Source organism: Gracilimonas halophila (genome assembly GCF_042684365.1).
Taxonomy (GTDB): Bacteria; Bacteroidota; Rhodothermia; order Balneolales; family Balneolaceae; genus Gracilimonas; species Gracilimonas halophila.
Genome location: NZ_JBHULI010000002.1, coordinates 145,098 through 169,604 on the forward strand (window position 1 = coordinate 145,098; position 24,507 = coordinate 169,604).

22 protein-coding genes are annotated in these 24,507 nt (G+C 41.9%); 12 read left to right on the forward strand and 10 right to left on the reverse strand.

The genetic code is table 11. The features are described 5' to 3' along the window. Nucleotides 1-137: 137 nt before the first annotated feature. A complete protein-coding gene (locus ACFSVN_RS01775; RefSeq protein ID WP_390297704.1) occupies nucleotides 138-1,829 on the forward strand; it encodes a potassium channel family protein in 1,692 nt (563 codons plus the stop codon). Here the strand turns inward: ACFSVN_RS01775 and ACFSVN_RS01780 are convergent. Further along, nucleotides 1,814-3,547 (reverse strand): carbon starvation CstA family protein, encoded by a 1,734-nt coding sequence (locus ACFSVN_RS01780; RefSeq protein WP_390297707.1) that lies wholly within the window; start codon nucleotides 3,545-3,547, stop codon nucleotides 1,814-1,816. The genes ACFSVN_RS01775 and ACFSVN_RS01780 overlap by 16 nt on opposite strands. Before the next feature lie 205 nt (nucleotides 3,548-3,752). On the opposite strand from ACFSVN_RS01780, the gene ACFSVN_RS01785 reads away from it, so the two are divergent. Both ACFSVN_RS01785 and ACFSVN_RS01790 read left to right on the forward strand, forming a co-directional pair. Continuing rightward, nucleotides 3,753-3,986, forward strand: coding sequence for a DUF3820 family protein (locus ACFSVN_RS01785; protein ID WP_390297710.1), 234 nt, complete (start codon nucleotides 3,753-3,755; stop codon nucleotides 3,984-3,986). 347 nt (nucleotides 3,987-4,333) lie between these two features. After that, the gene (locus ACFSVN_RS01790) at nucleotides 4,334-4,642 is read left to right on the forward strand and encodes a hypothetical protein (protein ID WP_390297713.1); all 309 of its coding nucleotides are present in this window, start codon (nucleotides 4,334-4,336) and stop codon (nucleotides 4,640-4,642) included. Nucleotides 4,643-4,750: 108 nt separating this feature from the next. On the opposite strand, the gene ACFSVN_RS01795 is transcribed toward ACFSVN_RS01790, so the two are convergent. The 5 genes from ACFSVN_RS01795 to ACFSVN_RS01815 form a co-directional block, all read right to left on the reverse strand. Then, entirely contained in the window at nucleotides 4,751-5,848 is a 1,098-nt protein-coding gene (locus ACFSVN_RS01795; protein ID WP_390297716.1) for a DUF2914 domain-containing protein, read from the reverse strand. 99 nt (nucleotides 5,849-5,947) lie between these two features. Continuing rightward, nucleotides 5,948-6,556, reverse strand: a complete 609-nt coding sequence (locus tag ACFSVN_RS01800; RefSeq protein WP_390297719.1) for a CPBP family intramembrane glutamic endopeptidase — start codon at nucleotides 6,554-6,556, stop codon at nucleotides 5,948-5,950. 141 nt (nucleotides 6,557-6,697) lie between these two features. After that, complete coding sequence (locus tag ACFSVN_RS01805; protein ID WP_390297722.1) at nucleotides 6,698-7,183, reverse strand: hypothetical protein; 486 nt, start codon at nucleotides 7,181-7,183, stop codon at nucleotides 6,698-6,700. 40 nt (nucleotides 7,184-7,223) lie between these two features. Continuing rightward, nucleotides 7,224-8,231, reverse strand: a complete 1,008-nt coding sequence (gene purM / locus ACFSVN_RS01810) for a phosphoribosylformylglycinamidine cyclo-ligase (protein WP_390297725.1) — start codon at nucleotides 8,229-8,231, stop codon at nucleotides 7,224-7,226. 115 nt (nucleotides 8,232-8,346) lie between these two features. Further along, nucleotides 8,347-8,865, reverse strand: a complete 519-nt coding sequence (locus ACFSVN_RS01815; RefSeq protein WP_390297728.1) for a YfiT family bacillithiol transferase — start codon at nucleotides 8,863-8,865, stop codon at nucleotides 8,347-8,349. 495 nt (nucleotides 8,866-9,360) lie between these two features. Between ACFSVN_RS01815 and dtd the strand changes: the two genes are divergently transcribed. The 5 genes from dtd (at nucleotide 9,361) to ACFSVN_RS01840 (ending at nucleotide 14,162) form a co-directional block, all read left to right on the forward strand. Then, entirely contained in the window at nucleotides 9,361-9,801 is a 441-nt protein-coding gene (gene dtd, locus ACFSVN_RS01820; RefSeq protein ID WP_390297731.1) for a D-aminoacyl-tRNA deacylase, read from the forward strand. Between the two features lie 111 nt (nucleotides 9,802-9,912). Next, nucleotides 9,913-10,800, forward strand: coding sequence for an alkaline phosphatase family protein (locus tag ACFSVN_RS01825; RefSeq protein ID WP_390297734.1), 888 nt, complete (start codon nucleotides 9,913-9,915; stop codon nucleotides 10,798-10,800). A gap of 33 nt (nucleotides 10,801-10,833) precedes the next feature. Further along, nucleotides 10,834-11,715, forward strand: coding sequence for a patatin-like phospholipase family protein (locus ACFSVN_RS01830; RefSeq protein WP_390297737.1), 882 nt, complete (start codon nucleotides 10,834-10,836; stop codon nucleotides 11,713-11,715). 78 nt (nucleotides 11,716-11,793) lie between these two features. Then, complete coding sequence (locus ACFSVN_RS01835; RefSeq protein ID WP_390297740.1) at nucleotides 11,794-13,356, forward strand: glycerol-3-phosphate dehydrogenase/oxidase; 1,563 nt, start codon at nucleotides 11,794-11,796, stop codon at nucleotides 13,354-13,356. 140 nt (nucleotides 13,357-13,496) lie between these two features. After that, nucleotides 13,497-14,162, forward strand: coding sequence for a nitroreductase family protein (locus ACFSVN_RS01840; RefSeq protein WP_390297743.1), 666 nt, complete (start codon nucleotides 13,497-13,499; stop codon nucleotides 14,160-14,162). A gap of 53 nt (nucleotides 14,163-14,215) precedes the next feature. Here ACFSVN_RS01840 and ACFSVN_RS01845 read toward each other — a convergent pair whose 3' ends face one another. From ACFSVN_RS01845 to ACFSVN_RS01855, 3 genes are all read right to left on the reverse strand, one after another. Continuing rightward, nucleotides 14,216-15,049: a nucleotide excision repair endonuclease gene (locus tag ACFSVN_RS01845; protein ID WP_390297746.1), complete on the reverse strand. Its 834-nt coding sequence runs from the start codon at nucleotides 15,047-15,049 to the stop codon at nucleotides 14,216-14,218. A gap of 127 nt (nucleotides 15,050-15,176) precedes the next feature. Further along, nucleotides 15,177-16,349 carry an AI-2E family transporter gene (locus tag ACFSVN_RS01850; RefSeq protein WP_390297749.1) on the reverse strand — a complete coding sequence of 391 codons (1,173 nt, stop codon included), beginning with the start codon at nucleotides 16,347-16,349 and terminating at the stop codon, nucleotides 15,177-15,179. 210 nt (nucleotides 16,350-16,559) lie between these two features. Next, nucleotides 16,560-16,961 carry a universal stress protein gene (locus tag ACFSVN_RS01855; protein WP_390297752.1) on the reverse strand — a complete coding sequence of 134 codons (402 nt, stop codon included), beginning with the start codon at nucleotides 16,959-16,961 and terminating at the stop codon, nucleotides 16,560-16,562. A 113-nt stretch (nucleotides 16,962-17,074) separates the two neighbouring features. Here ACFSVN_RS01855 and ACFSVN_RS01860 point away from each other — a divergent pair, with 113 nt between their 5' ends. The 4 genes from ACFSVN_RS01860 (at nucleotide 17,075) to ACFSVN_RS01875 (ending at nucleotide 23,063) form a co-directional block, all read left to right on the forward strand. Next, complete coding sequence (locus ACFSVN_RS01860; RefSeq protein ID WP_390297754.1) at nucleotides 17,075-18,490, forward strand: CCA tRNA nucleotidyltransferase; 1,416 nt, start codon at nucleotides 17,075-17,077, stop codon at nucleotides 18,488-18,490. Continuing rightward, on the forward strand, nucleotides 18,483-19,355 hold the full coding sequence (gene ispE, locus ACFSVN_RS01865) for a 4-(cytidine 5'-diphospho)-2-C-methyl-D-erythritol kinase (RefSeq protein ID WP_390297756.1): 873 nt from the start codon (nucleotides 18,483-18,485) through the stop codon (nucleotides 19,353-19,355). Before ACFSVN_RS01860 ends, ispE begins: the two co-directional genes overlap by 8 nt. Before the next feature lie 128 nt (nucleotides 19,356-19,483). Continuing rightward, on the forward strand, nucleotides 19,484-21,964 hold the full coding sequence (locus ACFSVN_RS01870) for a glycogen/starch/alpha-glucan phosphorylase (protein WP_390297759.1): 2,481 nt from the start codon (nucleotides 19,484-19,486) through the stop codon (nucleotides 21,962-21,964). Nucleotides 21,965-22,040: 76 nt separating this feature from the next. After that, nucleotides 22,041-23,063, forward strand: coding sequence for a mechanosensitive ion channel family protein (locus ACFSVN_RS01875; RefSeq protein ID WP_390297763.1), 1,023 nt, complete (start codon nucleotides 22,041-22,043; stop codon nucleotides 23,061-23,063). 73 nt (nucleotides 23,064-23,136) lie between these two features. On the opposite strand, the gene ACFSVN_RS01880 is transcribed toward ACFSVN_RS01875, so the two are convergent. Next, nucleotides 23,137-24,504, reverse strand: coding sequence for a S41 family peptidase (locus tag ACFSVN_RS01880; protein ID WP_390297766.1), 1,368 nt, complete (start codon nucleotides 24,502-24,504; stop codon nucleotides 23,137-23,139). Nucleotides 24,505-24,507: the final 3 nt, after the last annotated feature.

The following is a 24,507-nucleotide window of genomic DNA, read 5'->3' on the forward strand; positions in this document are numbered from 1 at the left end:
TAAACTATTTTAGAGGTCAATATTCTCCTTAAATACAATAACGCCCTTCTCTATATGGCTTGGTGCTTAATAGCAAAATAATATACACTCTTATGAAAAACTCTTTCTTTTCATTGGGCTAACGTACATATTCCACCATGAAATTTTTTACTTCACAGATCAGCTATTTCGTTTCTAACCGGAATACCAAAACGAACATCAAGCGACTTATTCGCTTTGTATTAATATTGTTCGCCATGATCATTGTTTATGGTGTCCTGTTTCATGAGATCATGGAATATGAAGGCCAAAAGCATTCCTGGGTTACGGGCTTTTATTGGACATTAACCACCATGACTACCCTCGGTTTTGGTGACATTACCTTTACTTCTGATATCGGTCGCGTTTTTTCAGTTTTTGTTTTGGTAACCGGTGTTATCTCTTTGCTTATAATGCTCCCATTCACCTTTATTGAATTCTTTTATGCACCATGGATGGAAGCTCAACACCGAGCGCGAGCCCCTCGTGAACTGCCTCCTAATACTAAGGATCATATCATCATTACCAGTTTTGATGCGATAACAAGATCCCTAATTCAAAAACTTGACCAGTATGGGCATCACTATGTTTTATTGGTTAATGAACTGGAGCAAGCCCTTGAGCTTTATGACCAGGGCTACAAAGTAATGCTTGGAGAGCCTGATGATCCGGAGACCTACCGAAAAATATGTGTTGAACAAGCAGCGTTGGTCTTTACCGGTGGTACAGATATGTTTAATTCTAATGTAGCCCATACTATACGTGAATTTTCTACCGACGTAAAGATCATCTCCACGGCTAACTCCTATGATTCAATGGACATTTTGAAATTAGCGGGAAGTGATCATGTTCTGCATATGGGGAATATTTTAGGCCGGGCTTTATCGCGAAGAACATTGGGGCAGGATGCCCGGGTACATACCGTAGGAAGGTTTGGAAAATTAGTGATCGCAGAAGCAACCACGTATGCTACTCCGCTTGTTGGGAAAACATTAAAAGAAAGTCGTATTCGTGAAGACCTTGGAATTAATGTTGTTGGGGTTTGGGAACGAGGAAACTTCAAAAGTGCCCATCCCGAAGTTGAAATTCATAACCATAGTGTTTTAGTACTTGCAGGTACTGTAGAACAACTCAGAAAATATGATGAATTGTTTGGTATCTATGGTGTAAGCGATGAGCCGGTTGTTATTATTGGGGCAGGAAGAGTAGGCCGGGCTACAGCACTTCATCTTCATAGACGAAACATAAATTATAAGATTATTGATAAGAACCCGGACCGGATTAAAGATTCCAAACATTTTATTTTGGGTGATGCCGCTGATCTTGATACTCTGAAGAAAGCGGGTATTGAAGACGCTCCAAATGTTATTATCACAACGAATCAGGATGATGTAAACATTTATCTCACCATTTACTGTCGAAGTTTACGACCAAATATTCATATTGTAGCCCGGTCAACCTTAGAGCGAAATGTAAATACCCTTCACCGTGCCGGAGCCGATTTTGTAATGAGTTATGCCTCTATGGGAGCTAATGCTGTTTTTAATATTTATGAGGAAAATGATATTGTTATGATAGCTCAGGGACTCAATGTATTTAGTCTGGACACCCCTAAAAAGCTTGTTGGAAAGTCTTTAGTTCAATCTGATATCCGAAATAAGACCGGATGTAATGTAATTGCCTATCAGGTTAATGATGAGCAAGATATTAACCCGGATCCCAATAAGCCTATTCCTGAAAACAGTGAGATCATATTGATCGGACAATCAGAAGACGAACAACGGTTTATCGATTATTATAAGTCAGACTGATCCTTTTCTTTTCTCATAAGCGATACGGCTTCCAAAATGATCCAGATGGTGAATCCCAGGATGATCGCCCCAAATACAAAAAGGAGCATATTCTTATCATTTGTTCCCCATCCCGACCAGTCGAAGACGACTTGCTCCACCATAGCCCACAGCGTCATGATCATTAAAAATACCATTGGAATTAGCGTATAGATAATAGAACGACCTTGACGCCTCAGCCAAATGGTAACAAGCAATAAACTGATTCCCGCCAACAGCTGATTGGATGTTCCAAACAAAGGCCAGAGTAAATAGCCTCCGGAACCTAATCCGCGAGGGCCTTCAGGTAATAATACTAAAGCCGCACTTGCTCCCACAGCGATCAATGTTGAAGTATGAACCTTGGTCAGCGGCTTGATCTTATATTCTTCCCCAAGTTCATTGAGGATATAACGCATTAAACGAACGGATGTATCAAGCGTAGTTGCTGCAAAGCTGATCACGATGACTGCAATGATGGTTTTTGCCGCCTCCAGAGGAATGAGCAATGCTGTTGCGAGCTGAGCTGCTCCTTCTACAAAAATGTTTAATCCTACGGCACCCGCCTCAGAAAAGGAATGATACACATCCATGAATTCTCCTGAAGTATTGAAATAAGTAACAACGGCTACGATCGTGATCAATGCCAATGAACCCTCCCCGATTGCACCCAAATACCCTACAAAACGAGCATCCGTTTCTTTATCCAACTGCTTGGCAGTGGTTCCGGACGAGACCAATCCATGAAAACCTGAAATAGCTCCGCATGCAATGGTGATGAAAAGCAGCGGAAACCAGCTTACATCCGTTGCTTCCACATTGGTAGTCGGGGCAGTGATCTCCGGATTGCTTATGAACAATCCCAGGTATAAAATTCCTAAGCCCAGTACCAGCTGGTAGGCATTTATTAGATCTCTGGGCTGAAGTAATTTCCAAACAGGAAGAGTAGAGGCGAAATATACATAGATCATTAATACAGCGATCCAAACAAAGAATGCCATCTCAATCCCTGTTAAACCAAACAAGACTATATTCTCTGCTCCGCCAAAGTACTGGACCAGATCAATTTGAAGAACGGGAACATAACTGGCAATAATGGCAGTGAAGTACATCACAAAAAGAACAATGATGGAAGGAACCACCATATTCCCGGTCTTTTTATAGGCACGCACCCCGATCCAGATAGCCAAAGGTATTTGAATAAAGATGGAAAGTACCGTAGCCGGGAAGTTGATAAAGAGATTGGAGATCACCCAAGCAAAAACGGCATTCACCATTAAAACGAGGATCAATATGATAAACAGGAAAAGCAGTTTGGCCCGATGGCCTACTAATTTATTGGCAAGAATTCCCACCGACTGTCCTTTATGCCGAACCGATAAAACCATGGTTCCAAAATCATGAACTCCCGCGGCAAATATTGTTCCGAGAACAACCCATAACATCGCCGGCAACCAGCCCCAGTACACGGCTATGGCCGGACCCACAATAGGAGCAGCTCCTGCTATGGAAGTGAAGTGATGTCCCAGCAGCACAAATTTATTCGCCGGAACATAATCCACATCATCCTTGAGCTCATGGGCCGGGGTCATGTAATCAGGATTCAGCTGATAGATCTTTTCAGCAAGGAATTTGGAGTAATATCGGTATCCAACAAAGAAAAGAAACAGTGAAAGTGCTGCGACCCAACTTGCTTGCATAAATTTATTCCGGATTAATTTTTATGAGCTCCAATTAACTGCGCTTTAATTACTATTTTTCACTTTGTGATGCAAGCTGCTTGTTCTGCACTAACACTAAAATAAGATTGGTTATTCTAAAAGCAATTGAGCCTTATACTATACTTCGACCTCCCAAACCTCAAACCACCAAAACCATATCGGGTCAGCGACCCGATGTACTAGTATGCACGATCCCAACTTCCTTATAAAACTGGTACAAGCCAAAATGCCCTTTGGCCAATATAAAGATCGCTACATCACCGGTTTGCCCGTCCATTATCTGGAGTGGTTTTCGAGACAAGGTTGGCCAAATGGGCAGCTAGGGCAATATTTAGCCACTATGTTTGAGATCAAGACCAACGGGCTGGATGATATTTTGAAACCTATCATCCGGAAGCACAGAAATTCGCGTTATTGAGTGAGAATAGAACGACATGACGCTGATCGGGAGACGGGCGATAATTTAATTTTATAAAACCCAAGACAATTCGGGCGAATTATAGTTGAATTAGTCATCATCTAATCAAAAAACTCGGTATCCCAATCTTTGGATTTTGCAGAATAACAGCTTAAAGAGAGAAAAATAATTTATGAGCTATAAATATTTCCAACTACGTATATGAGTATGAACAATAATTATAAATAAATCACAATATTATGTTCACTTTAAAAAATAGATTTATTTCGGGCTTACTTATCCTGTGCTTTATGTTGAGTTTCAATTCTTGTAAAAAAGATTCCGGTGGTCCTTCTTTAGACGGTGACTTGAGATACCTTGTAGAGGGAAATGAAGGTGAATCAGTGTTTCTTTCTTTCAATGCTTATACCGAGAATGAAATTAATTTTGAAACTATTGGCACTGTTACTATTAACTCTTCAGGATCTGCTGAGGGAGACCTTGAAGATGGAAACTATTCCGGATATCAGCTTCAGGCTTCTTCATTCGGGGGAGATAATCCCTCAATAACGCTGAAATTGTTAAGTGATGGAGATGTTCTCGGGGAAATTGATGAACCTAACAATGATGGAATCTATATTGTTGAAGTCGGTGAAATACCTGAATTTGATTTTTGATATTGATTTGATATGAGTATTCGGAGAAGAGATCGTTTATTGATCTCTTCTTTGAAAATTTTGTAAACACGATAGAGTGGTAAAGTGGATTGTCGTTTATCTGTTTGTTCAAAAAACCCGGGTTCCCAGTCGCTTGGGTTCAGCTGTTGATGTCGAATCTATTTCAAAGTTGATGATCCCTAAAACCAAACCATCGTTAGTTATCACATCTACTTTCCACTCACCTTCCATCATTTTGTTTTTTACCGTATAACCCCGGTAACCTCCTTCACGACCTCCGGTTATTTCAAATCCAATTTCATCAATTATCTCCCATTGATTGGTATGTGGACTATACCATTTCCACCGATGTAATACCGATTTACTGAGTTTTGAAGGAGCAAATATACTTGTAAAAACATATACATCAGAACCCGGTTCATATGAAAATTCATGACGGTTATCTCTCCACATTTTATACCAGGGATTTTGCTCGTAGGTCACAAAATATTCATCTCTTTCTACGTTTTTTTCAACGTTATGAGCTACAAGTCCTGATTCCATCGCCAGTGGAACGGGTGGAATAAGATTAAAAAAGTAAAAGGTATTGATCAGAAAATAGATCCCAAGAATCAAACTTAACATTTTACCTAAACTGATCTCCTTTTGAGTGGAAGGGCTGGAGTTATATATAAAAATGATGAGAGCCAGTGTTATCCCCAAACTTATAGTTCCTGAAAGCATGAAAAGAAACGTGTTCATACTATTTACGATCATGGGAATAAAAAAGGTGAAGAAGGTAAAATTCACAAAAAAATATGCACTGAACTGCAGGTATTTATTGGAGATCCTTTTTTTAAGCAACTCATTGGCGAACAGCAATACCAACAGAATTATGAAAAAGCTGATGGTTTTAGAAAAGGAAACACTTCGTGAAAAATAGATGACATACGCACTGCATAAACCCCCAAGAAAAAACTGAATAGCTAAAGGCAGATAATCTTCATACTTCTCAAAGAACGTACCCTTCCATTTATCATCACCTGAAAGATTGAACAAATACAAACAAACTGTGAGTGAGGTGAGGTAGCTACATAAAATGATCTGGTCATAAAGGCGATCGATGCGGCCCAGGGTAAGTGAATCCCACAAGAAGCCCATCATAAAAAATACTACCGGCAAATATCGCTGTTTTGCCCTTACATAAGCCTGAAATCTTTTAAACATTATTTATTAGTTTGAATGATGAATTTAAGCAAAGTTAAGATAGCCCCGGTAAGACTCATATAGAAATGGGAATGGAATGTATACTACCGCTAATAATAGTTACTGAACATTCTTCTTCTGGATAGCCTGAAGCATGATCAGATCATAAACAGCATGGGCGCATATGGCAGCGATTAACCCAACATGTTCGAATAGAAAACCAAGCATAAAACTGAGCCCAAACATCATCACTCCAAAAAGAATATGTCCGGCAGATCTGAATTTAAAATAACCATGGATAGCTATGAAGATCATGGAAGTAAAGGTATTTCCAAGCAACGGTTGAATAGCTCCTCGAAATAACAATTCCTCTCCGGCTCCTGCAAATATTGAGATCTGGCTGTTATCAAAGAAAGAGAAGTTGGCTTTTGATAAAGCCTCAAAAATGGTGAAGTCAGAAAGTATCTTTGATACCGGCGGAAGCTTGATCACTATAAAAACTATTCCAGAAGCTATGGCTCCTGCACCTAACCCTATTGCAAGTTGTTGCCATAATGAAAAAATGCTTTCAAAAACTTCTCCCAACCCACCATCATGCCAATACTTTATGATCAGAAATGAGAAGAACACATAGATATTAGCCGATACCACCGACATTATCAGTAGCCTTCCCGTAGTCAATCCGGAGAGTTCATTACTGGTTTGATCGGGTTGCGTTTCATTTTCCATGAAACCAAAATAAGGTGGGGAGTGGTAAGCTGAAAATGGGATTATGGAACACAGAAGATGCTGATTAAACTTTGTTTCCCTTGATGAAAGTCAGAGACTTTCTAAGCTAAAACTTTAAACACTTTAAAGGTCTTAGGACTATTATTCTACCGCAACTTGAAGTCGATCTATTCTCGCACTGAAACTACCATTAATCATAATTTTTTCTCCTTCCCTAAATTCACTGAAAGGTTGTTTCACTATAACTTCAAATTCAAAAAACCCCTTTATTTGATCAAAAGCTTCATAAAGCCTAGTTATAGTTACAGACGAAGTTACACTGTCAAACGCTGCATATTCAGCTATCTCATTCCCATCCCTAAAAAAATAGGTAGCCTGCCGTACTTGGTATTCACCAACTGTCCCATCAAAATCAACAACATTAAAAATTACATTTTCAGAGTTTTCCCAATCTCCTTTTTTGCCAACTATCGTCATTTCAGTATCACTTAGATAAACCTCGGCATTAGCTTTAAATGATCTGGATCCAATATTTGCTTCAAAACTGCTGCTTTCTGAATCAGTACTTAATATAGAGCACCCTGTAAATAGCAACGTTATAAAAAATAGGAGTAGCTTACTATTCATAGAAACTGGTTTAGATAAAGGATTAAGAACTATAATCAGATTAGATTACTTTTCCTACCTCAAAAACCTCTTCCCCCAACGCCTCAGCTTTTTTCTTCACCGCATCCACCTCACTTTCAGAAACCACAGCTATCAATCCAATACCTAAGTTAAAGGTGGCTTGCATATCGTCTTCGGGAACGTTTCCAATTTCCTTGATCAATTTATATACGGGTGGTCGCTCCCAGGCATCCCAGTTAATATCCAGTTTCATGCCTTCAGGAAGGATCCGTTTGGTATTTCCTACAATACCACCGCCGGTGATGTGGGAAAATCCGTTTACGCCCGACAGTTCTTTTAGCTCCGTGATCAATGATAAATAGGAACGGTGAACTTTCAATAATTCATCCCCAACCGTACTTCCTAATTCTTCCACATAATTTTCAACCTTATACCTGCTGAACAGTACTTTTCTGGCTAAAGAATACCCATTCGTATGCAGTCCTGAGCTCTTGAACCCAAGCAGCACATCTCCTTTCTGAATTTCTGAACCGTTAATAACTTTATCCTCATCCACAATACCAACGATGGTTCCGGCCAGATCAAATTCACCTGCATCATAAATATCAGGCATTTCAGCTGTTTCTCCTCCAATGAGTGCTACCCCATTTTCTTTGCATGCTTTGGCAAATCCTTTTACCACATCAACGCCAACATGCTGCTCAAGTTTTCCCGTGGAAAAATAATCAAGGAAGAATAATGGTTTGGCTCCGCATACGGCAATGTCATTCACACAGTGATTTACCAGATCCTGCCCAACGGTATCATATTTACCGGCTTTAAATGCCACGATCAATTTGGTACCAACTCCATCCACCGAGCTTATAAAAACCGGATTTTTATAGGAACCGAGATCGGGTTTAAAAAATCCTCCAAATCCTCCGATGTTATGTAATACTTCCGGTCCATGTGTATCTTTAACGACCCCTTTAATGGATTCCACCATTTCTTCTCCGGCTTTGATATCTACTCCGGAATCTTTGTATGTAAACTGTTTCTTGTCTGACATTTATCGCTGATTTTATTTTACCACGAAGGCTCTAAAACACTAAAGTTTATTATAGTTATTAAATTTTACTGCATCTGCTTATTACTCTTTACAAAAAAAATCACCCTATCAACTTTCAACTCTCACTTTGTGTAACCAAACGAATATGAGCTAAGTGATGATTAGAATGCCAGTCATAGTGGTATGCTGAACGGGCTAAACTGAAACTCCCGGATTCCGGATTTATGTAGGTTCTTTTCCATTGATCATCATCCAGGCTTTGGTAGATGCGAACTATTTTTTCATGAATATCTTCCAGCATTTGCAAGGTCAGTTCCAAAGGAATTTCGAACTGGGTTTCAATCTCAACCCAAGCCTCCTGATCATAAGGAAGAATGGTTGGTTCCTCTTCAGTTAAAGCAAACTTTATTCGTGTGAGAGCATTTGTATGAGAGTCCAGCAAATGAGTTATGACTTCCCTTACTGTCCAGCCATTTTCCCTATAAGGTGTTAACAGTATATCATCAGAGCAACCACTGATCTCATTTCTTATTCTTTCAGGTAGAAGTGCAATGTCATCGATCCATTGCTCTAGATCATTTGGAGAATAGGTTTCTGGGAAAGAAGATTTACCTATGGGATATTGCTTATTCATTTGCTTAATTAAGTCAAAAGTTCTGTGAAAAAAGAAAAGTTATTAAACCTAACCTTCACTTTATTACTTCTCACTGATAACACACAAATATAGAATGTTTAGAAGAGTGTTTTAAGAACTTTTTCTCTTTGTTTTCCACAGGGTTTTATTATGAAAATTGGATTTATATAGTTTAATAGTAATAGTAGAGGCTGTGGATAAGTGGATAACTTTTTTATCCAAAATAATCCTGCCGATCTTTAATGAATGTGGATAGTTTTGTTTATAACTCAGCCATAGAAATCAAGTATTTATGGTAGGATTATTTTATTTATAAACATCGCTATATATTTCATACATAAGATCACCGAAAAAGTCGTCCACACGAAAAGTTATTCTTTTTGGATGTTGATAGTCCTGAAACTTTGTGGAAACGTGTTAATAATTTCGGGGCATTTTAGTTATCCAACTTTTGTTAGTGAGTAATCCACATAGTAATCCACATATAAACAGTTTATGAAAGCAGTTATTCAGCGCGTGAGTTCTTCATCAGTAATGGTAAATAACGAGATAATCGGGGCCATTGAGCGCGGACTTTTGGTCTTACTGGGAATACATCAAGAAGACACGGATGAACAACTGGAATGGATCTGCAGAAAGATCGCAAAGCTTCGGATATTCGAAGATGAGGAAGGGAAAATGAATAAGTCGGTACAGGATGTAGGCGGCGAGATCCTGATGGTTTCACAATTCACCTTGTATGCCAATTCCGATAAAGGGACACGGCCGAGTTTTATAGAAGCTGCTAAACCTGAAAAAGCAGAACCTATGTATAATGATGCCGTCAAATGGTTTAAAACGAACACGAACCTGAACATCCAAACAGGCCAATTTGGGGCAATGATGAGTGTGAAGCTGGAGAACGATGGCCCGGTTACTATAATTTTGGAGAAGTAGAAAATGAAAGTTGAAAGATGATAAAGTGATAATCACCCTATCAACTTTCAATCTTTCAAAAAATCATTTCAACGGGATCACCTTTAAATCAGATAAATCAGAAAATTTAAAATGTCAGTCATATTCATTTTTATAGATGGGGTTGGACTTGGAAAAGCCGGGCCTGAAAATCCATTTTCTGAAAATAGGTATGAGTCGTTTGAGATCCTGACCGATGGTTTTTTCAATTTTGATTCCCGCCCTGTTATTGAAAAAGGACGGCTATTCAAACCCATTGATGCCAATCTCGGTGTAAAGGGATTACCTCAAAGCGGTACCGGACAAACCGCTCTTTTTACCGGACGAAATGCGGCCAGGGAAATAGGAAAGCATTTTGGCCCTTTTCCTCATTCGGGCATCAAACCCTTTCTAAAAAAAGAAAGTGTATTCCATGCGGTGAAGGAAGCCGGTAAGAAACCGTATTTCATGAACGCCTATCCCCCGATCTTTTTCGAGCACGCCAAAAAGCGAAATCGCTGGAGCTGTACTACGCTCATGACCAAAAGTGCCGGATTGAAATTGAATTCCACTGAAGATGTACTGAATGAATCGGCCTTGACGGCTGAGATCGTCCAGAATGCCTGGCGGGAAAAGCTAGGTATCGATATCCCCAAGATATCCCCAACCGATGCTGCCCAACGATTGTTGAATGTAGTTCCCGATTACGATCTGGTACTCTATGAATATTACCTCACCGATAAAGCCGGCCACAAACAAAAGCATGAAGATGCCGAGCGTGTCCTGAAACCACTGGATGAATTTTTACTGCATATCATCAAAAACAAGAGAAACAGCGATACTTTGGTCATCACCAGTGACCATGGCAACCTGGAAGATCTTTCTACTAAAACACATACCCGAAATAAAGTACCGCTGTTTGTATTGGGAGAATCGGTTCAAGTATTTGAAAACACTGAGAGCCTGACCGGTGTTAAAGACGGTATAATTTCGTTTATTTAAAGAGTTCAATAGCCAGTTTTAATAAGGGAGTTCATGAGTAATAAAAAAGTCCACTTAGTACTTGGAAGCGGCGGGGCCAGAGGAATTGCCCATATTGCTGTAATTGAGGAACTCGAAAAAGCCGGATACGAGATCATCGAAGTAATAGGTTGCTCCATGGGTGCGGTTGTTGGGGGAATTTATGCTGCAGGACATCTTCCCGAATATAAGGAGTGGATAACAGGGGTGTCCCGAAAAGGAGTTTTCGATCTGCTGGATTTTACTTTTACTAAGCAGGGATTTTTGAAGGGGGAAAAACTATTCGCGAAGCATATAGAGGTGACAGGAAATGAAAGTATTGAGGAATTTAAGATCCCATTCACTGCAGTAGCAACAGATATGCGTCACCATGAAGAAGTGCATTTTAAATCCGGTGATCTGTATAAAGCATTAAGAGCTTCGGTTTCCACGCCCGGATTTTTTGTGCCCGTTGTTGAAGAAGGAAGGGTTTTGGTAGATGGAGGGGTTCTTAACCCCCTGCCGATCAATCTTGTAGACAAGGAAGAAGATGCGATTATCGTAGCCGTTAATTTAAACGGAAGAACGGATCCTAAATATGATAAAGAACCGGAACCCGATAAGCTCGAAGAAATGCAAAAATGGTTTGATAAAATGCTTCCGGATTCCATGAAATCAACCAGAAAAAACAAGGTGAAAGCGGAGCTTCCGGCAGAGGAAGATTCCTTTTCCCTGATCGAATTGATGGACAGCTCTTTTAGCTTTACTCAAGATCGCCTTACCGAACTTATCATCGAAATGTATCAGCCGGATCATTTGATAGAAATACCTAGAAATGCCTGCGGAGTTTTTGATTTTGATCAGGGAAAAAGGGTATATGATATTGGAAGAGAAGCCTGCAAGGAAGTTATTGGTTAAATAGTTATTAGGAATTAGCAGGATCTAATAACCATTACACTAATAACGATTAACGAATAACGAATAACCACCGAAATCATGAAAAGAGCCGAATTTCTGGATCACATCAAAAACTTCAACGATTATTGGGACGTAGTCGTAATTGGAGGCGGAGCAACCGGACTGGGCGTGGGTGTTGATGCGGCCTCCCGTGGATATAAAACCCTGCTTCTGGAAATGCACGATTTCTCAAAAGGAACGTCTAGCCGAAGCACAAAACTGGTACATGGCGGAGTTCGGTATCTGCAGCAAGGAGATGTTTCCCTAGTGATCGAAGCGCTGCATGAACGTGGGTTACTTATTCAAAATGCTCCTCATCTGGTAAGTCACCAGTCTTTTATCGTTCCGAGTTATGAATGGTGGAACGGCCCGTTTTATGGGGTTGGAATGAAAGTATATGATGCCCTGGCCGGAAAACTCGGGATCAACAAATCGAAAAACCTCTCCAAAGAAGAAACACTTAAGAAGATCCCTACACTGGAACCCGAAGGTTTAAGGGGAGGGGTGATCTACTACGACGGGCAATTTGATGATTCCCGACTATCCATTAACCTGGCCCAAACCATGTATGATCAGGGCGGATATCCCATGAATTATATGAAGGTGATGGGGCTGGAGAAAAATGGACAGGATCTGATCGAAGGTGTGAAAGTCCGTGATATGCTTAATGGAGATGATTATGAGATCAACGCCCGTGTGGTGATCAATGCTACGGGAATTTTCTCCGACGATATCCTGGAGATGGATGAAGAAGGCCATAAAAAGATCATTCAATATGCACAGGGAATACATCTGGTGTTGGACAAGGAATTTCTACCCGGCGACTCAGCCATTATGGTTCCTCATACAGAAGATGGCCGTGTACTTTTTGCAGTGCCATGGCACGATAAGGTGATCGTTGGAACAACGGATACACCTGTTGACAAAGCCACACTGGAACCGATCGCGCTGGAAGAAGAGATCGAGTTTGTGTTACGCCATGCTGCGCAATATCTCACCAAAGACCCTTCCCGAAAAGATGTGAAAAGTGTATTTGCGGGAATCCGACCGTTGGTTAAACCACCGGACGCCAAAGACACCTCTGAGATCTCCCGAAGCCACCATATACAGGTTTCAGAATCTGGACTGGTTACGATAGCCGGCGGAAAATGGACCACCTATCGGAAGATGGCCGAAGATACCGTAGATCAGGCGGCATTGGTCGCAGGTCTCGATGTAAAGGAAACACCCACGAAGGAACTTCGCATTCACGGGTGGCTCAAAAACGTAGACCGTAAAGATCATCTTTATGTGTACGGTTCTGACAAAGTAGCATTAAATAAACTCATCGAAGAGGAACCGGCGCTTGGGGAAAAACTGCATCCCGACCTCTCTTACCTGAAAGCTGAAGTAGTGTGGGCCGTTCGAAATGAAATGGCGCAGACCATTGAAGATATTCTCTCCCGCAGAACCCGGGCGCTGTTATTGGACGCCAAAGCCAGCGTGGAAATGGCTCCCGAAGTCGGCCGATTGCTCGCCAAAGAATTCCGCAAAGACGAAGCCTGGGTAGAACAGGAAGTGAAAGAGTATAAGCAGGTAGCGAAGAATTATATGTTGGAATAGATGTAGGCGAATATCCAATAACCAAAATTCAACACGGAATGATCAAGTAGAGACCCCTTGGGCGTTGGATATTCCGTGGTGGATATTGGATATTCATTTCTTCCGTATCTTTGGATTCAAAAACCAATTCAAAAGATATCATGACCACCGACGAATCCATTCGCACCCGCAAAACCCTGAAGCTACGGGTTGATCCTGAAAAACCTCTTCCGGTAACAAAGGGGGAGGAATTTAAGCAAACCATAAAAGAACTCATCGAGCTGGCCGGAAAGGCACCCTTTCATTATGAAAGCAGTGAAGATCAGAGGAAAGGTTCATTACAAGGAATTGAGCCCTGGCGTTTTCATGCGTTGGACGGGAAGACCTGCCGTTCATTTCTCAGGTCTTTGAATCAGGATAAACCAATGAAGGCCCCGGAAGGCATCCGTCAAATGCTGGCTGCTGCGGATGGATTGATATTGGCCACCTGGCTGCCGGAAAAAAGCCGAAAGCTTTCCCGAAGGTTTCATCCCAACCTGAAGAACATGGAGCATATTGCGGCTACCGGCGCAGCCATTCAAAATTTGTTGTTGGCGGCAACTTCAAGGGGTATCAACGCATATTGGTCGTCGGGCGGGATCATCCGAAAAGACAAAGTGCTGGAATTTCTGGGAATCCCAAAACATGAGATCCTGCTCGGAGCCGTTTTTCTGTTTCCTGAAGAGTATCCGGCTGATACCGAAACCAAAACCGGAAAGAATGCAGAGGAGCGAAGCGAAGTCGGGGACTTTATGGACTGGATCGAGGCAGGTGAGAATATCCAATAACCAATATTCAACACGGAATATCCAAGTATAAAAGCTTGGATATTTGGGCTCCCCTATTTTTTCATTAGAGCCAGCAAGTCATCGATCTCATCCTGATCGATAAGTACGGATTCCAGCCCCAATTCCTTTTTCATGCGGAAGTTGCGTTCCGGTCCCAATGTGTAGAACATGCGGAGCAGCTCCAGCTCGTTATCAAAATAATTTTCGGTAAAGCGGTCTTTGAAGTTGACATCCATCACGCACTCTTCCAGTTCATCGGCCAGCAGGCTTGAGGAGCCTTTCAAAAACTGATCGACAAACACGCCGGTTTGGGTATCCAGGTTGAGGTGAAATTTCTGTGGGGTGATCCTGTTCAAAAGCTGACTTGGCAAATAGGTGGCACTTTTGATCGGGCGGTTAAACAGATAAAGCAACTTTAATAAAGCTCCCAAACCTTTTCGGGTTTTAAGGTGGCCTTTAAAGCAACCGTACACATTCGGATAATCATCGAGTACCCGCATGGAAAGCCTGAACTCCCGCTGGTTGCCGCGCCGCGCGGTGGAAATATAATAATAGGTCTCCGGCTTTTTGTTGGCGTGATTGAAAGGAGGCCGAAGTGAACGGATCAGCAGGTTTTCAAGTAAAATGGCATCCGTCTCCGAATTGCAAACCTCATAGGAAATACGCTCCAGGTGTGCGATCATCCGCTGTATCTTCTTGGACTTGGAATACCGATACGAAGTAACCCGCTGTTGCAGATCCTTGGCCTTGCCCACATACATCACCTGATCGTGGCGATCGTACATGGTGTACACGCCGGGATCGTGCGGAGGAAGTTCCTCCCCCATGGCATTATTCACCCGCTCCTTTTGGGTAACAGCGGAAGGCTCAAAGAGGTCTAAGGTCACGCAGGAATATTTTTGAATTGATTGCTAACAACGAGGCTAAAATAGGGGAAAGGAAGAATCAAATTCCAATGCGGAATTAATGAACTTAAAATCTATACACTATTAAACAAATGGAATTTTATTGGGCTTAAGAATGATTTGAAACATTATAGAGTGCATTAATATGGCTTAATAAATGACGAGAACATAAGGCAATCGGCTCACCAAAAAAAAGAGCACAAGCAGCCATTTTCTTCCCATATAGTACCAACTCATTTTTTCCCAGAAGTAAGCCAAAAGGTTTAAGGCCCTCAAATTCATCAAGGACGACTTTTAGTACGCCGACCATAGGAATGAAAAGGATCATACCGGAGACACCCCATATTGAGGCACCCATTAACACAGCGATCAATGCTACAAGGGGATTTATTTTTACCTGTGATCCAACCACATAAGGAGTGATAAGATTGTTTTCAAGAAGCTGAATGAGCCAAAGTGATATGAGAATGGCTACCGGGTAGAACGTAGAATCAGAGGTTGCAACTGAATACAGCACCACAAGTAATGATGAAATAAATACACCGATGTAGGGTATCAGATTAAATATGGAAAGTAAAACCGCAAAGGAAAAAGCGTATTTTATATTTAAAACTGATAGTACAATGTAGAATAAAACCCCTACAATGAGAGTCACCATCATCAACCCTCGTAAATATTGCTGAGTAACTTTTATTATTTTGTTGAAAAGCGCCCGAGTTTGGTCAGGATAATTGATGAAAAAGTGTAGAGAACTTCGATAAAAATTGTCACGGTAGTAAAGCAGAAAGAAAATATATAGAGGGATGATACTGATAACTGTTAGCAACCTGAACACAGAGAACAACGAATTTCTAAGCTCGATCAATCCGGTATTGATGATCTGTGATATAGAATTAGTCGCCTGACGGGTTAACAATTCATGAGAAATGCCGATCCGAACTTCAAGAAAATGCTCCAGTCCATTGATCCAACTATCAATTTTATCGGTAATTGTGGGCATATCACCAAGCAAGCCCACTACCTGAATTGATAAGAGATAAAGAATCACACTTAAGGTTGAAGTGACAACTGTCAGAACTACTATAATAGATAACCAGCGGGGAAACTTGATCTGCTCGAGTTTTGCAGTCAGAGGCAAAATGAGGAGCGCGATAAAAGTAGCCCAAATCAAAGGAAGTATAATGAACTGAGCCTCGATCATGATATAGACTATCAAAACGCCGATGACCAGCAATGAGGCTATTCTAATCAGTCTGGAGTTTTCCATTGTTTGTTGCTCCATGTATGTTCTCTGTTGGACAAGGTGCAATTTGCAAAGAGCATCTTAAGATAGGTAATTCTAAAGCTACGGGAAGAGTTTAGTGATCATTTGTGAAGATTATATTATTTCTGGATAGTGCAAAATTTAGAACTCAACCGTTCATATATCCTCAATTTGAGGGTTCTTCCAAAGATTCTGTAGAATTATGAAATAAGTATAAGGAGTTAATTACTACTTGATCAGCGTAACTCCACCCGAAATATGCTCGATAATATAATTACTGATACCTCCCGGGCCATCATCATTGATATCCCACTTAAAATCAGCACCGCCGATGAACAGATGATCGGCTTTTAATTTCTTCATTTGCTCAACGATGATCTTACCCGGCTCTCCGGTTTCAACCAATGTTGTAAGCGGACCCTCTTTGCCGGCAATATCTTCGAAGGTATATTTAGCCAACTCAATGATGCCCTTTGCTTCGTTAAGTGCTTCATCATCAACAGCCACAACCAATATGTACACTTCAGGATCTACGCGCAGGTCCCGAAATAATTCAGCCGCATATTTTACAGCTGCACTCGCATATTTTGTACCGTTTGTGGCTATAACCCATTTTTTTGCATTTCCCATGACGATCGTTTGTTTTAACTGATAAACATAATTTATTAATGGTACTGAAAATATCTCAGTAATCCTCTGAAAGCAATCCCGAACATTCCTATCTTTGCGATGCTTTGGAACACATGAATAACATACCAACTTTACATCAAAAAGTATTTAGAATAATCAGCGATGCAGCCGGGGAACTGGACTGCCCGGTGTATGTAGTGGGCGGATATGTCCGCGACTACTATCTCAACCGGCTCAAAGAAGGAGTGATGGATCTCGACTTTGTTACAGTAGGCTCCGGAATTGCCCTTGCAAAGAAAGTTGCTGATAATATTGAAGGGTCTTCGCTGGCTGTTTATCAACAGTTTGGAACCGCTCAGGTAAAGGCCGGTGAGCTGGAGCTGGAATTTGTGGGAGCCCGAAAGGAAAGTTATCGGAAGAACTCACGTAAGCCGATCGTGGAAGACGGTACACTGGAAGATGACCAATTGCGACGTGACCTGACTATAAACGCCCTTTCATGGTCTCTGAATAAAGAAAACTATGGACAACTGGTCGATCCTTTTGAGGGAATGAAAGACCTCGAAAACAAGATCGTCAAAACTCCGATCGACCCGCACCAAACCTTCGATGATGATCCTCTTCGCATGATGAGGGCCATTCGGTTTGCCTCTCAGCTCGACTTCAGAATTGAGGAAAAAACCTTTGAAGCCATTACCGAAATGGCAGAACGGATCAATATCATCTCCAAGGAACGCATCATCGATGAGTTGAATAAAATTATTCTCAGCGATCAGCCCTCTCTTGGATTCACGATGCTTTTCAAGACAGGGTTGCTAAAGGAGTTCTTCCCTGAAATGCATGAACTTCATGGGGTAAAGGAGATCAACGGGGTTCGTCATAAAGATAATTTCTGGCACACCCTAAAGGTGCTGGATAATGTGATCGAACTTGGAGCCGATCTCTGGTTGCGCTGGGCAGCCATCATGCACGATATCGCCAAGCCGCCAACCCAACGCTTCCATGAAAAAGCGGGATGGACCTTTCACGGTCACGATGCCCTGGGGGCCAAATGGACCAAGCGGATCTTTCGACGGCTGGGTCTTCCTCTGGATGAACGGATGCGTTATGTAAAAAAATTAGTGAGATTGCATCTCCGCCCCATAGCCCTGGTTTCAGATGAAGTTTCGGATTCAGCCATTCGCAGGTTAATTTATGAGGCCGGTGATGATATCGACGACCTTATGAAATTATGCCGTGCTGATATCACCACAAAGAATGACTATAAGCAGGTTAAGTATCAAAAGAACTTTGATTATGTGGAACGGCGGATCAAGGAAGTGGAAGAAAAAGATCGCCTCAGGAAGTGGAAAAACCCGCTTTCCGGAGAGGAGATCATGGATGCGCTGAACATCAAGCCAAGTAAAACCGTTGGAGATGTGAAGGATGCGGTGAAAGAAGCGATCCTCAACGGTGAAATTCCGAACGAACATGATGCGGCATTTAATTATATGATGGAACACAAAGAAGACTTTTTAAACAATGGCTGATCTTTGGATCTCAAATTCCTACGCAAAAATTAACCTTGGGCTTAATGTGCTCGAAAAGCTGGATAGCGGATATCATGCTATCGAATCCGGCTTCTGTTTTATTGAATGGAATGATCGGTTTGAGGTAAAACCGGGACGCATGCACCTGGAAATGAGTGACCCTAAAATTCCGGTGGATGAATCGAATCTTATAGTGAAGGCTATTCGGTTGCTTCAGCAAGACGCCGGGTTAAAAGACGAGTATAATATCAAGGTGGAGAAGAATATTCCCACCGGCGCCGGCTTGGGAGGGGGAAGCAGTAATGCTGCCACGGCGCTGAAAATGATGAATAAGATCGCCAACCTGGGATTGACGCAGCATGACCTGATCGAGTTTGGAAAAAAACTTGGAGCCGATGTCCCCTTTTTTATAAAAGGAGAACCGGGGTTTGCAACCGGACTTGGACACGAGATCCAGGAGCTTGATATTCAACCTGATGCCTGGATCGTTACCGTATACCCAAATATCGAAAGCAGCACGGCAGAAGCCTATCAAATGTGTGAGCCAAATCCGGAACCGGAATTCTCCCTTAAAAATGTACTGCTTGAAGAAGAGCCGGAAGAATGGCGGTATTTGCTTTTGAATGAATTAGAGAAGGCCGTTTTTCCTCGTCTGCATTTGGTTGGAAATCTCAAAGATCAGCTCTATGAATTCGGGGCTGAGTACGCCAGTATGAGTGGAAGCGGTTCCAGTGTTTTTGGAATTTTTGAACAGGATTTTGTTGCTATTAATGCGTATGAATCGTTTCATAAACTCGGATTCCCTGCCAACCTAACCAGGCCAAAATTTGAGCCGGATCAGGGTATTTATTTAAAGGATGATTGAAGATTGAGAGTTGAAAGTTGATAGAGTGAAAGTTGATGTTGCCCGGAATTTGATAAGGGCAATATCACCCTATCAACTTTCAACTATCGTTCCCGAAAGAAAAAGCATATAGATCAGAGAGAATAATTATGAGCAACAAAAAAACACCAAATGTGAACATCCGTTCCGGAATGGACAAGGATTCACTGCGCGAAGATATTAAACTGCATTTACGCCATACGCTGGCAAAGGATGAATATTCGTCTACAAACTGGGATAAATATCAAAGCGTGGCGCTCACTATCATGGACCGGCTAAATGACCGCCTCCTGAAAACACAGCAACATTATTATGAGATAGATGCCAAGCGGGTGTATTATCTGTCGATGGAATACCTGATAGGCCGCTTGCTGGATAACATGCTGGTGAACCTCAATGTGCGTGATCTGGTTGCAGAGGCTCTTGACGATCTGGATCTTTCCTATGAAAATATTCGGGATCAGGAGTGGGATGCCGGTCTTGGTAATGGAGGTCTTGGAAGGCTTGCAGCTTGTTTTCTGGATTCAATGGCAACGCTGGGAATTCCCGCAATAGGACATGGAATTCGATATGACTACGGGATCTTCTATCAAAAAATACAAGATGGTTTTCAGATAGAACGCCCGGATCTTTGGCTCAAATATGGCAACCCATGGGATACGGTTCGCCCTAAAGTTCAGTACCCGGTAGAGTTTTATGGAAACCAAGCTACAGTAAGTGGCAGTAACGGGGACACTCGCTACGCCTGGGAAAATACACATCGCGTAAAAGCGGTTGCATACGACACCCCCATCCCGGGATATGACAATGGGATCGTTAACTACCTGCGCTTATGGAAGGCGGAATCATCTTCTGCCATTGACCTTAAAAGCTTCAATCAGGGGCAATACATTGATGCCGTAAAGGATAATCAGCTTGAACAGAATATATCCCGCGTTCTCTATCCGAATGACAAGGTGTTTGTAGGGCAGGAACTGAGACTGAAGCAGGAATATTTTCTTGTGTCAGCTTCTATGCAGGATATCATCCGGAGATTTAAAAAGCAGTATTCTGATTTCACCAAATTCCCTGAAAAAGTATCTATTCAATGTAATGATACGCATCCAAATCTGGCTATTCCGGAATTGATGCGTTACCTCCTCGACGAAGAACACATGGATTGGGAGAAGGCATGGGACATCACGGTAGAGACCATGGCTTATACCAATCATACTTTATTGCCGGAAGCATTGGAAAAATGGCCGGTTTCACTGGTAAGAAACCTGTTACCTCGCCACCTGAATATTATTTATGAAATTAACCGGCGCTTTCTGGACGATGTGAAGATAAAGTTAGGGAACGATAAAAATCGTCAGAGCCGAATGAGCATTATAAGTGATGATGAACATCCGGTGGTTCATATGGCCCATCTAGGAATTGTAGGAGCCAGAAAAGTGAATGGGGTAGCGGCCATGCACTCCCGTTTGCTGAAGAACTCTATGTTCAAGGATTTCGATGAGATGTATCCCGACAAATTCACCAATAAGACGAACGGAATTACTCCACGCCGCTGGCTGAAACAATCTAATCAGGCGTTAGCAGATCTGATCTCTGATAACATTGGGGATGATTGGATCACCGACCTGGATGAGTTGAAAAAGCTCAATAAGTATGCGGACGACAAAAAATTCCGCGATAAGTTTGCTGATATCAAGTTCGAGAATAAAAAAAGGCTGACAAAATACATCAAGGAGCATAACGACCTGGATGTAGACCCTAATTCCATGTTCGATATTCAGATCAAAAGAATTCATGAGTACAAACGACAGCTTATGGCGGCCTTGCACGTCATTACCTTGTATAACCGACTTAAAGAAGATCCCGATCTGGACATCTCTCCTCGCACGGTGATCTTTGCCGGTAAAGCGGCCCCGGGATACACGATGGCCAAATTGCATATCAAGCTTATAAATAGCATTGCCGAAGTCGTTAATAATGACCCAATCGTAAATAAAAAGCTGAAGTGTGTATTCCTTCAGAATTACAGTATGACTCTTGCGGAAAAACTAATTCCTGCCGCCAATCTTTCCGAGCAGATCTCTACAGCCGGCATGGAAGCTTCCGGAACGGGAAACATGAAATTTGCTCTCAACGGAGCCCTTACTATCGGGACGCTGGATGGAGCTAATGTGGAGATCCGGGAAGAGGTGGGCGACGAGAACATCTTTATCTTTGGGCTTGAAGAAGAAGAGATCGAACAGGTTCGCCGGGAAGGATATAACCCATGGGATTACTACAATGCCAACGAAGAATTGAAAAAAGCTGTGGACCAGATCCGCGAAGGGTTTTTCAGTAATGGCGATAAGTCGCTGTTTGAGCCGATCATCAATGCACTGCTGCATGAAGGCGACTACTTTATGGTACTGGCCGATTACGAAGCCTATGTGGAAAAGCAGGACGAAGTATCAGAGGCATTTAAGGATCAGGAGGAATGGAATAAGAAAGCTATTCTTAACACGGCCAATATTGGGAAATTCTCCAGCGACCGCACCATCAATGATTATAATGATGAGATCTGGAAGGCGCCTAAGACTAGTTTGAAAGAGCGGTAATGAATGTTTTATCATCATTTTTCCTGAACTGCTTAACGGAATTATTTTTTCGTTATAATCCATTACATTTGAGGTTATGAACCAATTACAGATACCAAACACACAAGTCGATTCGCTTGCACCGGATAGCGCGAATTCGATCATTTCCGCAGATTCTGCATTTCAGATACCCGATCCATCTAATTATACTATTTCGGATACGTTTCAGTACATCTGGGATCTGTTACAAGTACAGCTTTTCAGCATTCAGAATAATCCCGTCACTTTCTTGAAGCTCATCATCTTCATTGTTCTGTTGATAGGATTTTCGTTCTTGGCTTCTTTTGTAAAGCGTATACTGAATAACCGAATTCTTCCAAGATTCGTAAGAGACAGCGGACTGAGATATACACTTGCGAGGATGTCGCAATATATTATTGTGGTAATAGGCGTATTTATCTCTTTCCAATTCCTGGGAATAAACATGACAGGACTTGCGGTGATCTTTGGTTTCCTTTCCGTTGGTATCGGTTTTGGACTACAGAACGTTACCTCAAACTTTATCTCAGGCCTGATCGTGCTTTTTGAGCGACCTATAAGTGTGGGAGACCGTGTATCAGTGAGTGATATTGAAGGAGATATCGAGGAGATCAATATTCGTTCTACCACAGTGAAAACACTGGATAACATCTCGATCATCGTGCCGAACTCGGAATTTGTGTCCAGGAATGTGATCAACTTCTCGCATGGCGATACCACGTACAGGCTGAGTATAAACGTTGGAGTTTCTTATTCCTCAGATCTGGATAAAGTATTGAAAGCCTTAAATGAGGTAGCTGAAGAGAGCGATGATGTACTAAAGCATCCTAAGCATGATGTTCATCTCAGGTCGTTTGGCGACTCATCCTGGGACATGAAATTGTTGGTGTGGGTACCGGACGTGAAAAAAAGATACCAGGTTCAGAATGAACTGAATCAGGCGATAGTCAGAAAATTTGCTGAGTATGAGATCGAGATCCCATTCCCACAAAGAGACCTGCATGTCCGTTCAGGGCTTGATATGGGGAACAAAGAGGAAAAGCACGGATCTGAGGATTCAGAGACCAGCGAAAAAGAATAGGGTCAGGAAAAGTTGCTCCGGTCAGCAATTGCCGGCAGGTTAAAATTTGATCTCTCCCTCTCCTACATATCAGCTATTCAAAAAAGACATTTCCTCGCTTAAGCCGAATAGGATCATCTAACTTCTCGATTAATAAAGGAGTTGACACTTTTGCAGGAGGCCCTTCCCCGCCTGTAATAAGTTGAATTGCTTTGGCAAGCATAACATCGGTGGTGTCCCCTACGGCTTTAAGTTCCAGGATGTTTTCTTCGATGGGGTGGTCGGGTGCCAGTCCGTCCCTAAAATCGGAAAAGCCATTAGCATTGGAATATTTAAGGGTCACCGGTACAACGGCATAGTTATTAGGAGGGTTGGCATTCTCACCCGTCAATACATAAGAACCATAAAATTTACCAAAAGTAGGGGTTCCGATAGAGATAACTTCCATGTATGGGGTTAACCCATTGATCAATAATTCACTTGCAGAAGCAGATGAGGAAGTGGTCAAAAAGTATACACGATCTAAATTCAAATTATTGGGATCATCAGAAAATCGAGCAACCAGGTTGGGTGAGTCCAAGCCCCCGTCTTCTATGTAAAAGTTTTCGAGGTTTTCATTGTATTCATACCGTACAAATACTTCTTCATTTGATGTCACGGATGGTGGAGCCAGTGCATTTGCAAAATTCGTTGCAGCAGAGATCCTTCCTCCCGGGTTGTACCGAAGATCTACCACAAGTTCGTCTACACCGGCGTTTTTAAAGTTGGAGAGCACATTATCCAAACTTTCGATAAACTGATCATTTTCTCCGGTTAAGAAACGCGCATATAATAAATACCCGATCTTGCTTCCGTTCTCTTCTATGATGTCAGAGTAAACCACCGGGTCCAGATCCAGTTCAGCTTTAGTTAGTTCAACTGTTTCGGATTCAACCAGAGTATTCTGTGAGGAATCGTATTCAGCAAGCGTATACGTTGTTGTCGCTGACTCTGCGTAATAAAGGTCAAGATAGTTATTAATAGTGATGTCTTGCCCGTTGATCTTAATAATGAAATCACCCCGTTCAATACCGGCTTCTTTTGCGGGTGAATTTGGATATGAAAACTCAACAACGATAAAAACGTTATCGGTATCGAAAAAACGACCAAAATAAGGAGAGAAACCGGCGGTAAATGAAGAACCGTTCAACTCCTGCAACAGAGATTGGGCATCATCGGAATAGTAGGAAAACTCATCATCAGGCTCGAGCATGGAATCAAAAAAATCACCGGGTGTAATAGTGCCGTTTGGTTCTTCAGGTACCAGTTCATTCCAAAAATAGTATAGCTCCATATTTTGATGCATCCAGCTGTTTATCTCGAAAAATTCACCTTCATCGGTTCCTGAAGGGTTGTCCTTACAAGCTGAGAAGAGCATCAGTGCAGAAAATAAAAGGGGAAAGAAGAATATTCTGGATTGCATGTC

What these genes read in the sequence shown, in the direction of transcription:
- ACFSVN_RS01805 (WP_390297722.1), bottom strand. Translation starts at nt 7,183, where the DNA reads ATGAATAGTAAGCTACTCCTATTTTTTATAACGTTGCTATTTACAGGG.
- ACFSVN_RS01875 (WP_390297763.1), top strand. Translation starts at nt 22,041, where the DNA reads ATGAACCAATTACAGATACCAAACACACAAGTCGATTCGCTTGCACCG.
- ACFSVN_RS01855 (WP_390297752.1), bottom strand. Translation starts at nt 16,961, where the DNA reads ATGGGAAATGCAAAAAAATGGGTTATAGCCACAAACGGTACAAAATAT.
- ACFSVN_RS01815 (WP_390297728.1), bottom strand. Translation starts at nt 8,865, where the DNA reads ATGAATAAGCAATATCCCATAGGTAAATCTTCTTTCCCAGAAACCTAT.
- ACFSVN_RS01860 (WP_390297754.1), top strand. Translation starts at nt 17,075, where the DNA reads ATGAATAACATACCAACTTTACATCAAAAAGTATTTAGAATAATCAGC.
- purM (WP_390297725.1), bottom strand. Translation starts at nt 8,231, where the DNA reads ATGTCAGACAAGAAACAGTTTACATACAAAGATTCCGGAGTAGATATC.
- ACFSVN_RS01825 (WP_390297734.1), top strand. Translation starts at nt 9,913, where the DNA reads ATGTCAGTCATATTCATTTTTATAGATGGGGTTGGACTTGGAAAAGCC.
- ACFSVN_RS01780 (WP_390297707.1), bottom strand. Translation starts at nt 3,547, where the DNA reads ATGCAAGCAAGTTGGGTCGCAGCACTTTCACTGTTTCTTTTCTTTGTT.
- ACFSVN_RS01800 (WP_390297719.1), bottom strand. Translation starts at nt 6,556, where the DNA reads ATGGAAAATGAAACGCAACCCGATCAAACCAGTAATGAACTCTCCGGA.
- ACFSVN_RS01870 (WP_390297759.1), top strand. Translation starts at nt 19,484, where the DNA reads ATGAGCAACAAAAAAACACCAAATGTGAACATCCGTTCCGGAATGGAC.
- ACFSVN_RS01775 (WP_390297704.1), top strand. Translation starts at nt 138, where the DNA reads ATGAAATTTTTTACTTCACAGATCAGCTATTTCGTTTCTAACCGGAAT.
- ACFSVN_RS01830 (WP_390297737.1), top strand. Translation starts at nt 10,834, where the DNA reads ATGAGTAATAAAAAAGTCCACTTAGTACTTGGAAGCGGCGGGGCCAGA.
- ACFSVN_RS01880 (WP_390297766.1), bottom strand. Translation starts at nt 24,504, where the DNA reads ATGCAATCCAGAATATTCTTCTTTCCCCTTTTATTTTCTGCACTGATG.
- ACFSVN_RS01850 (WP_390297749.1), bottom strand. Translation starts at nt 16,349, where the DNA reads ATGGAGCAACAAACAATGGAAAACTCCAGACTGATTAGAATAGCCTCA.
- dtd (WP_390297731.1), top strand. Translation starts at nt 9,361, where the DNA reads ATGAAAGCAGTTATTCAGCGCGTGAGTTCTTCATCAGTAATGGTAAAT.
- ACFSVN_RS01840 (WP_390297743.1), top strand. Translation starts at nt 13,497, where the DNA reads ATGACCACCGACGAATCCATTCGCACCCGCAAAACCCTGAAGCTACGG.
- ACFSVN_RS01835 (WP_390297740.1), top strand. Translation starts at nt 11,794, where the DNA reads ATGAAAAGAGCCGAATTTCTGGATCACATCAAAAACTTCAACGATTAT.
- ispE (WP_390297756.1), top strand. Translation starts at nt 18,483, where the DNA reads ATGGCTGATCTTTGGATCTCAAATTCCTACGCAAAAATTAACCTTGGG.
- ACFSVN_RS01785 (WP_390297710.1), top strand. Translation starts at nt 3,753, where the DNA reads ATGCACGATCCCAACTTCCTTATAAAACTGGTACAAGCCAAAATGCCC.
- ACFSVN_RS01795 (WP_390297716.1), bottom strand. Translation starts at nt 5,848, where the DNA reads ATGTTTAAAAGATTTCAGGCTTATGTAAGGGCAAAACAGCGATATTTG.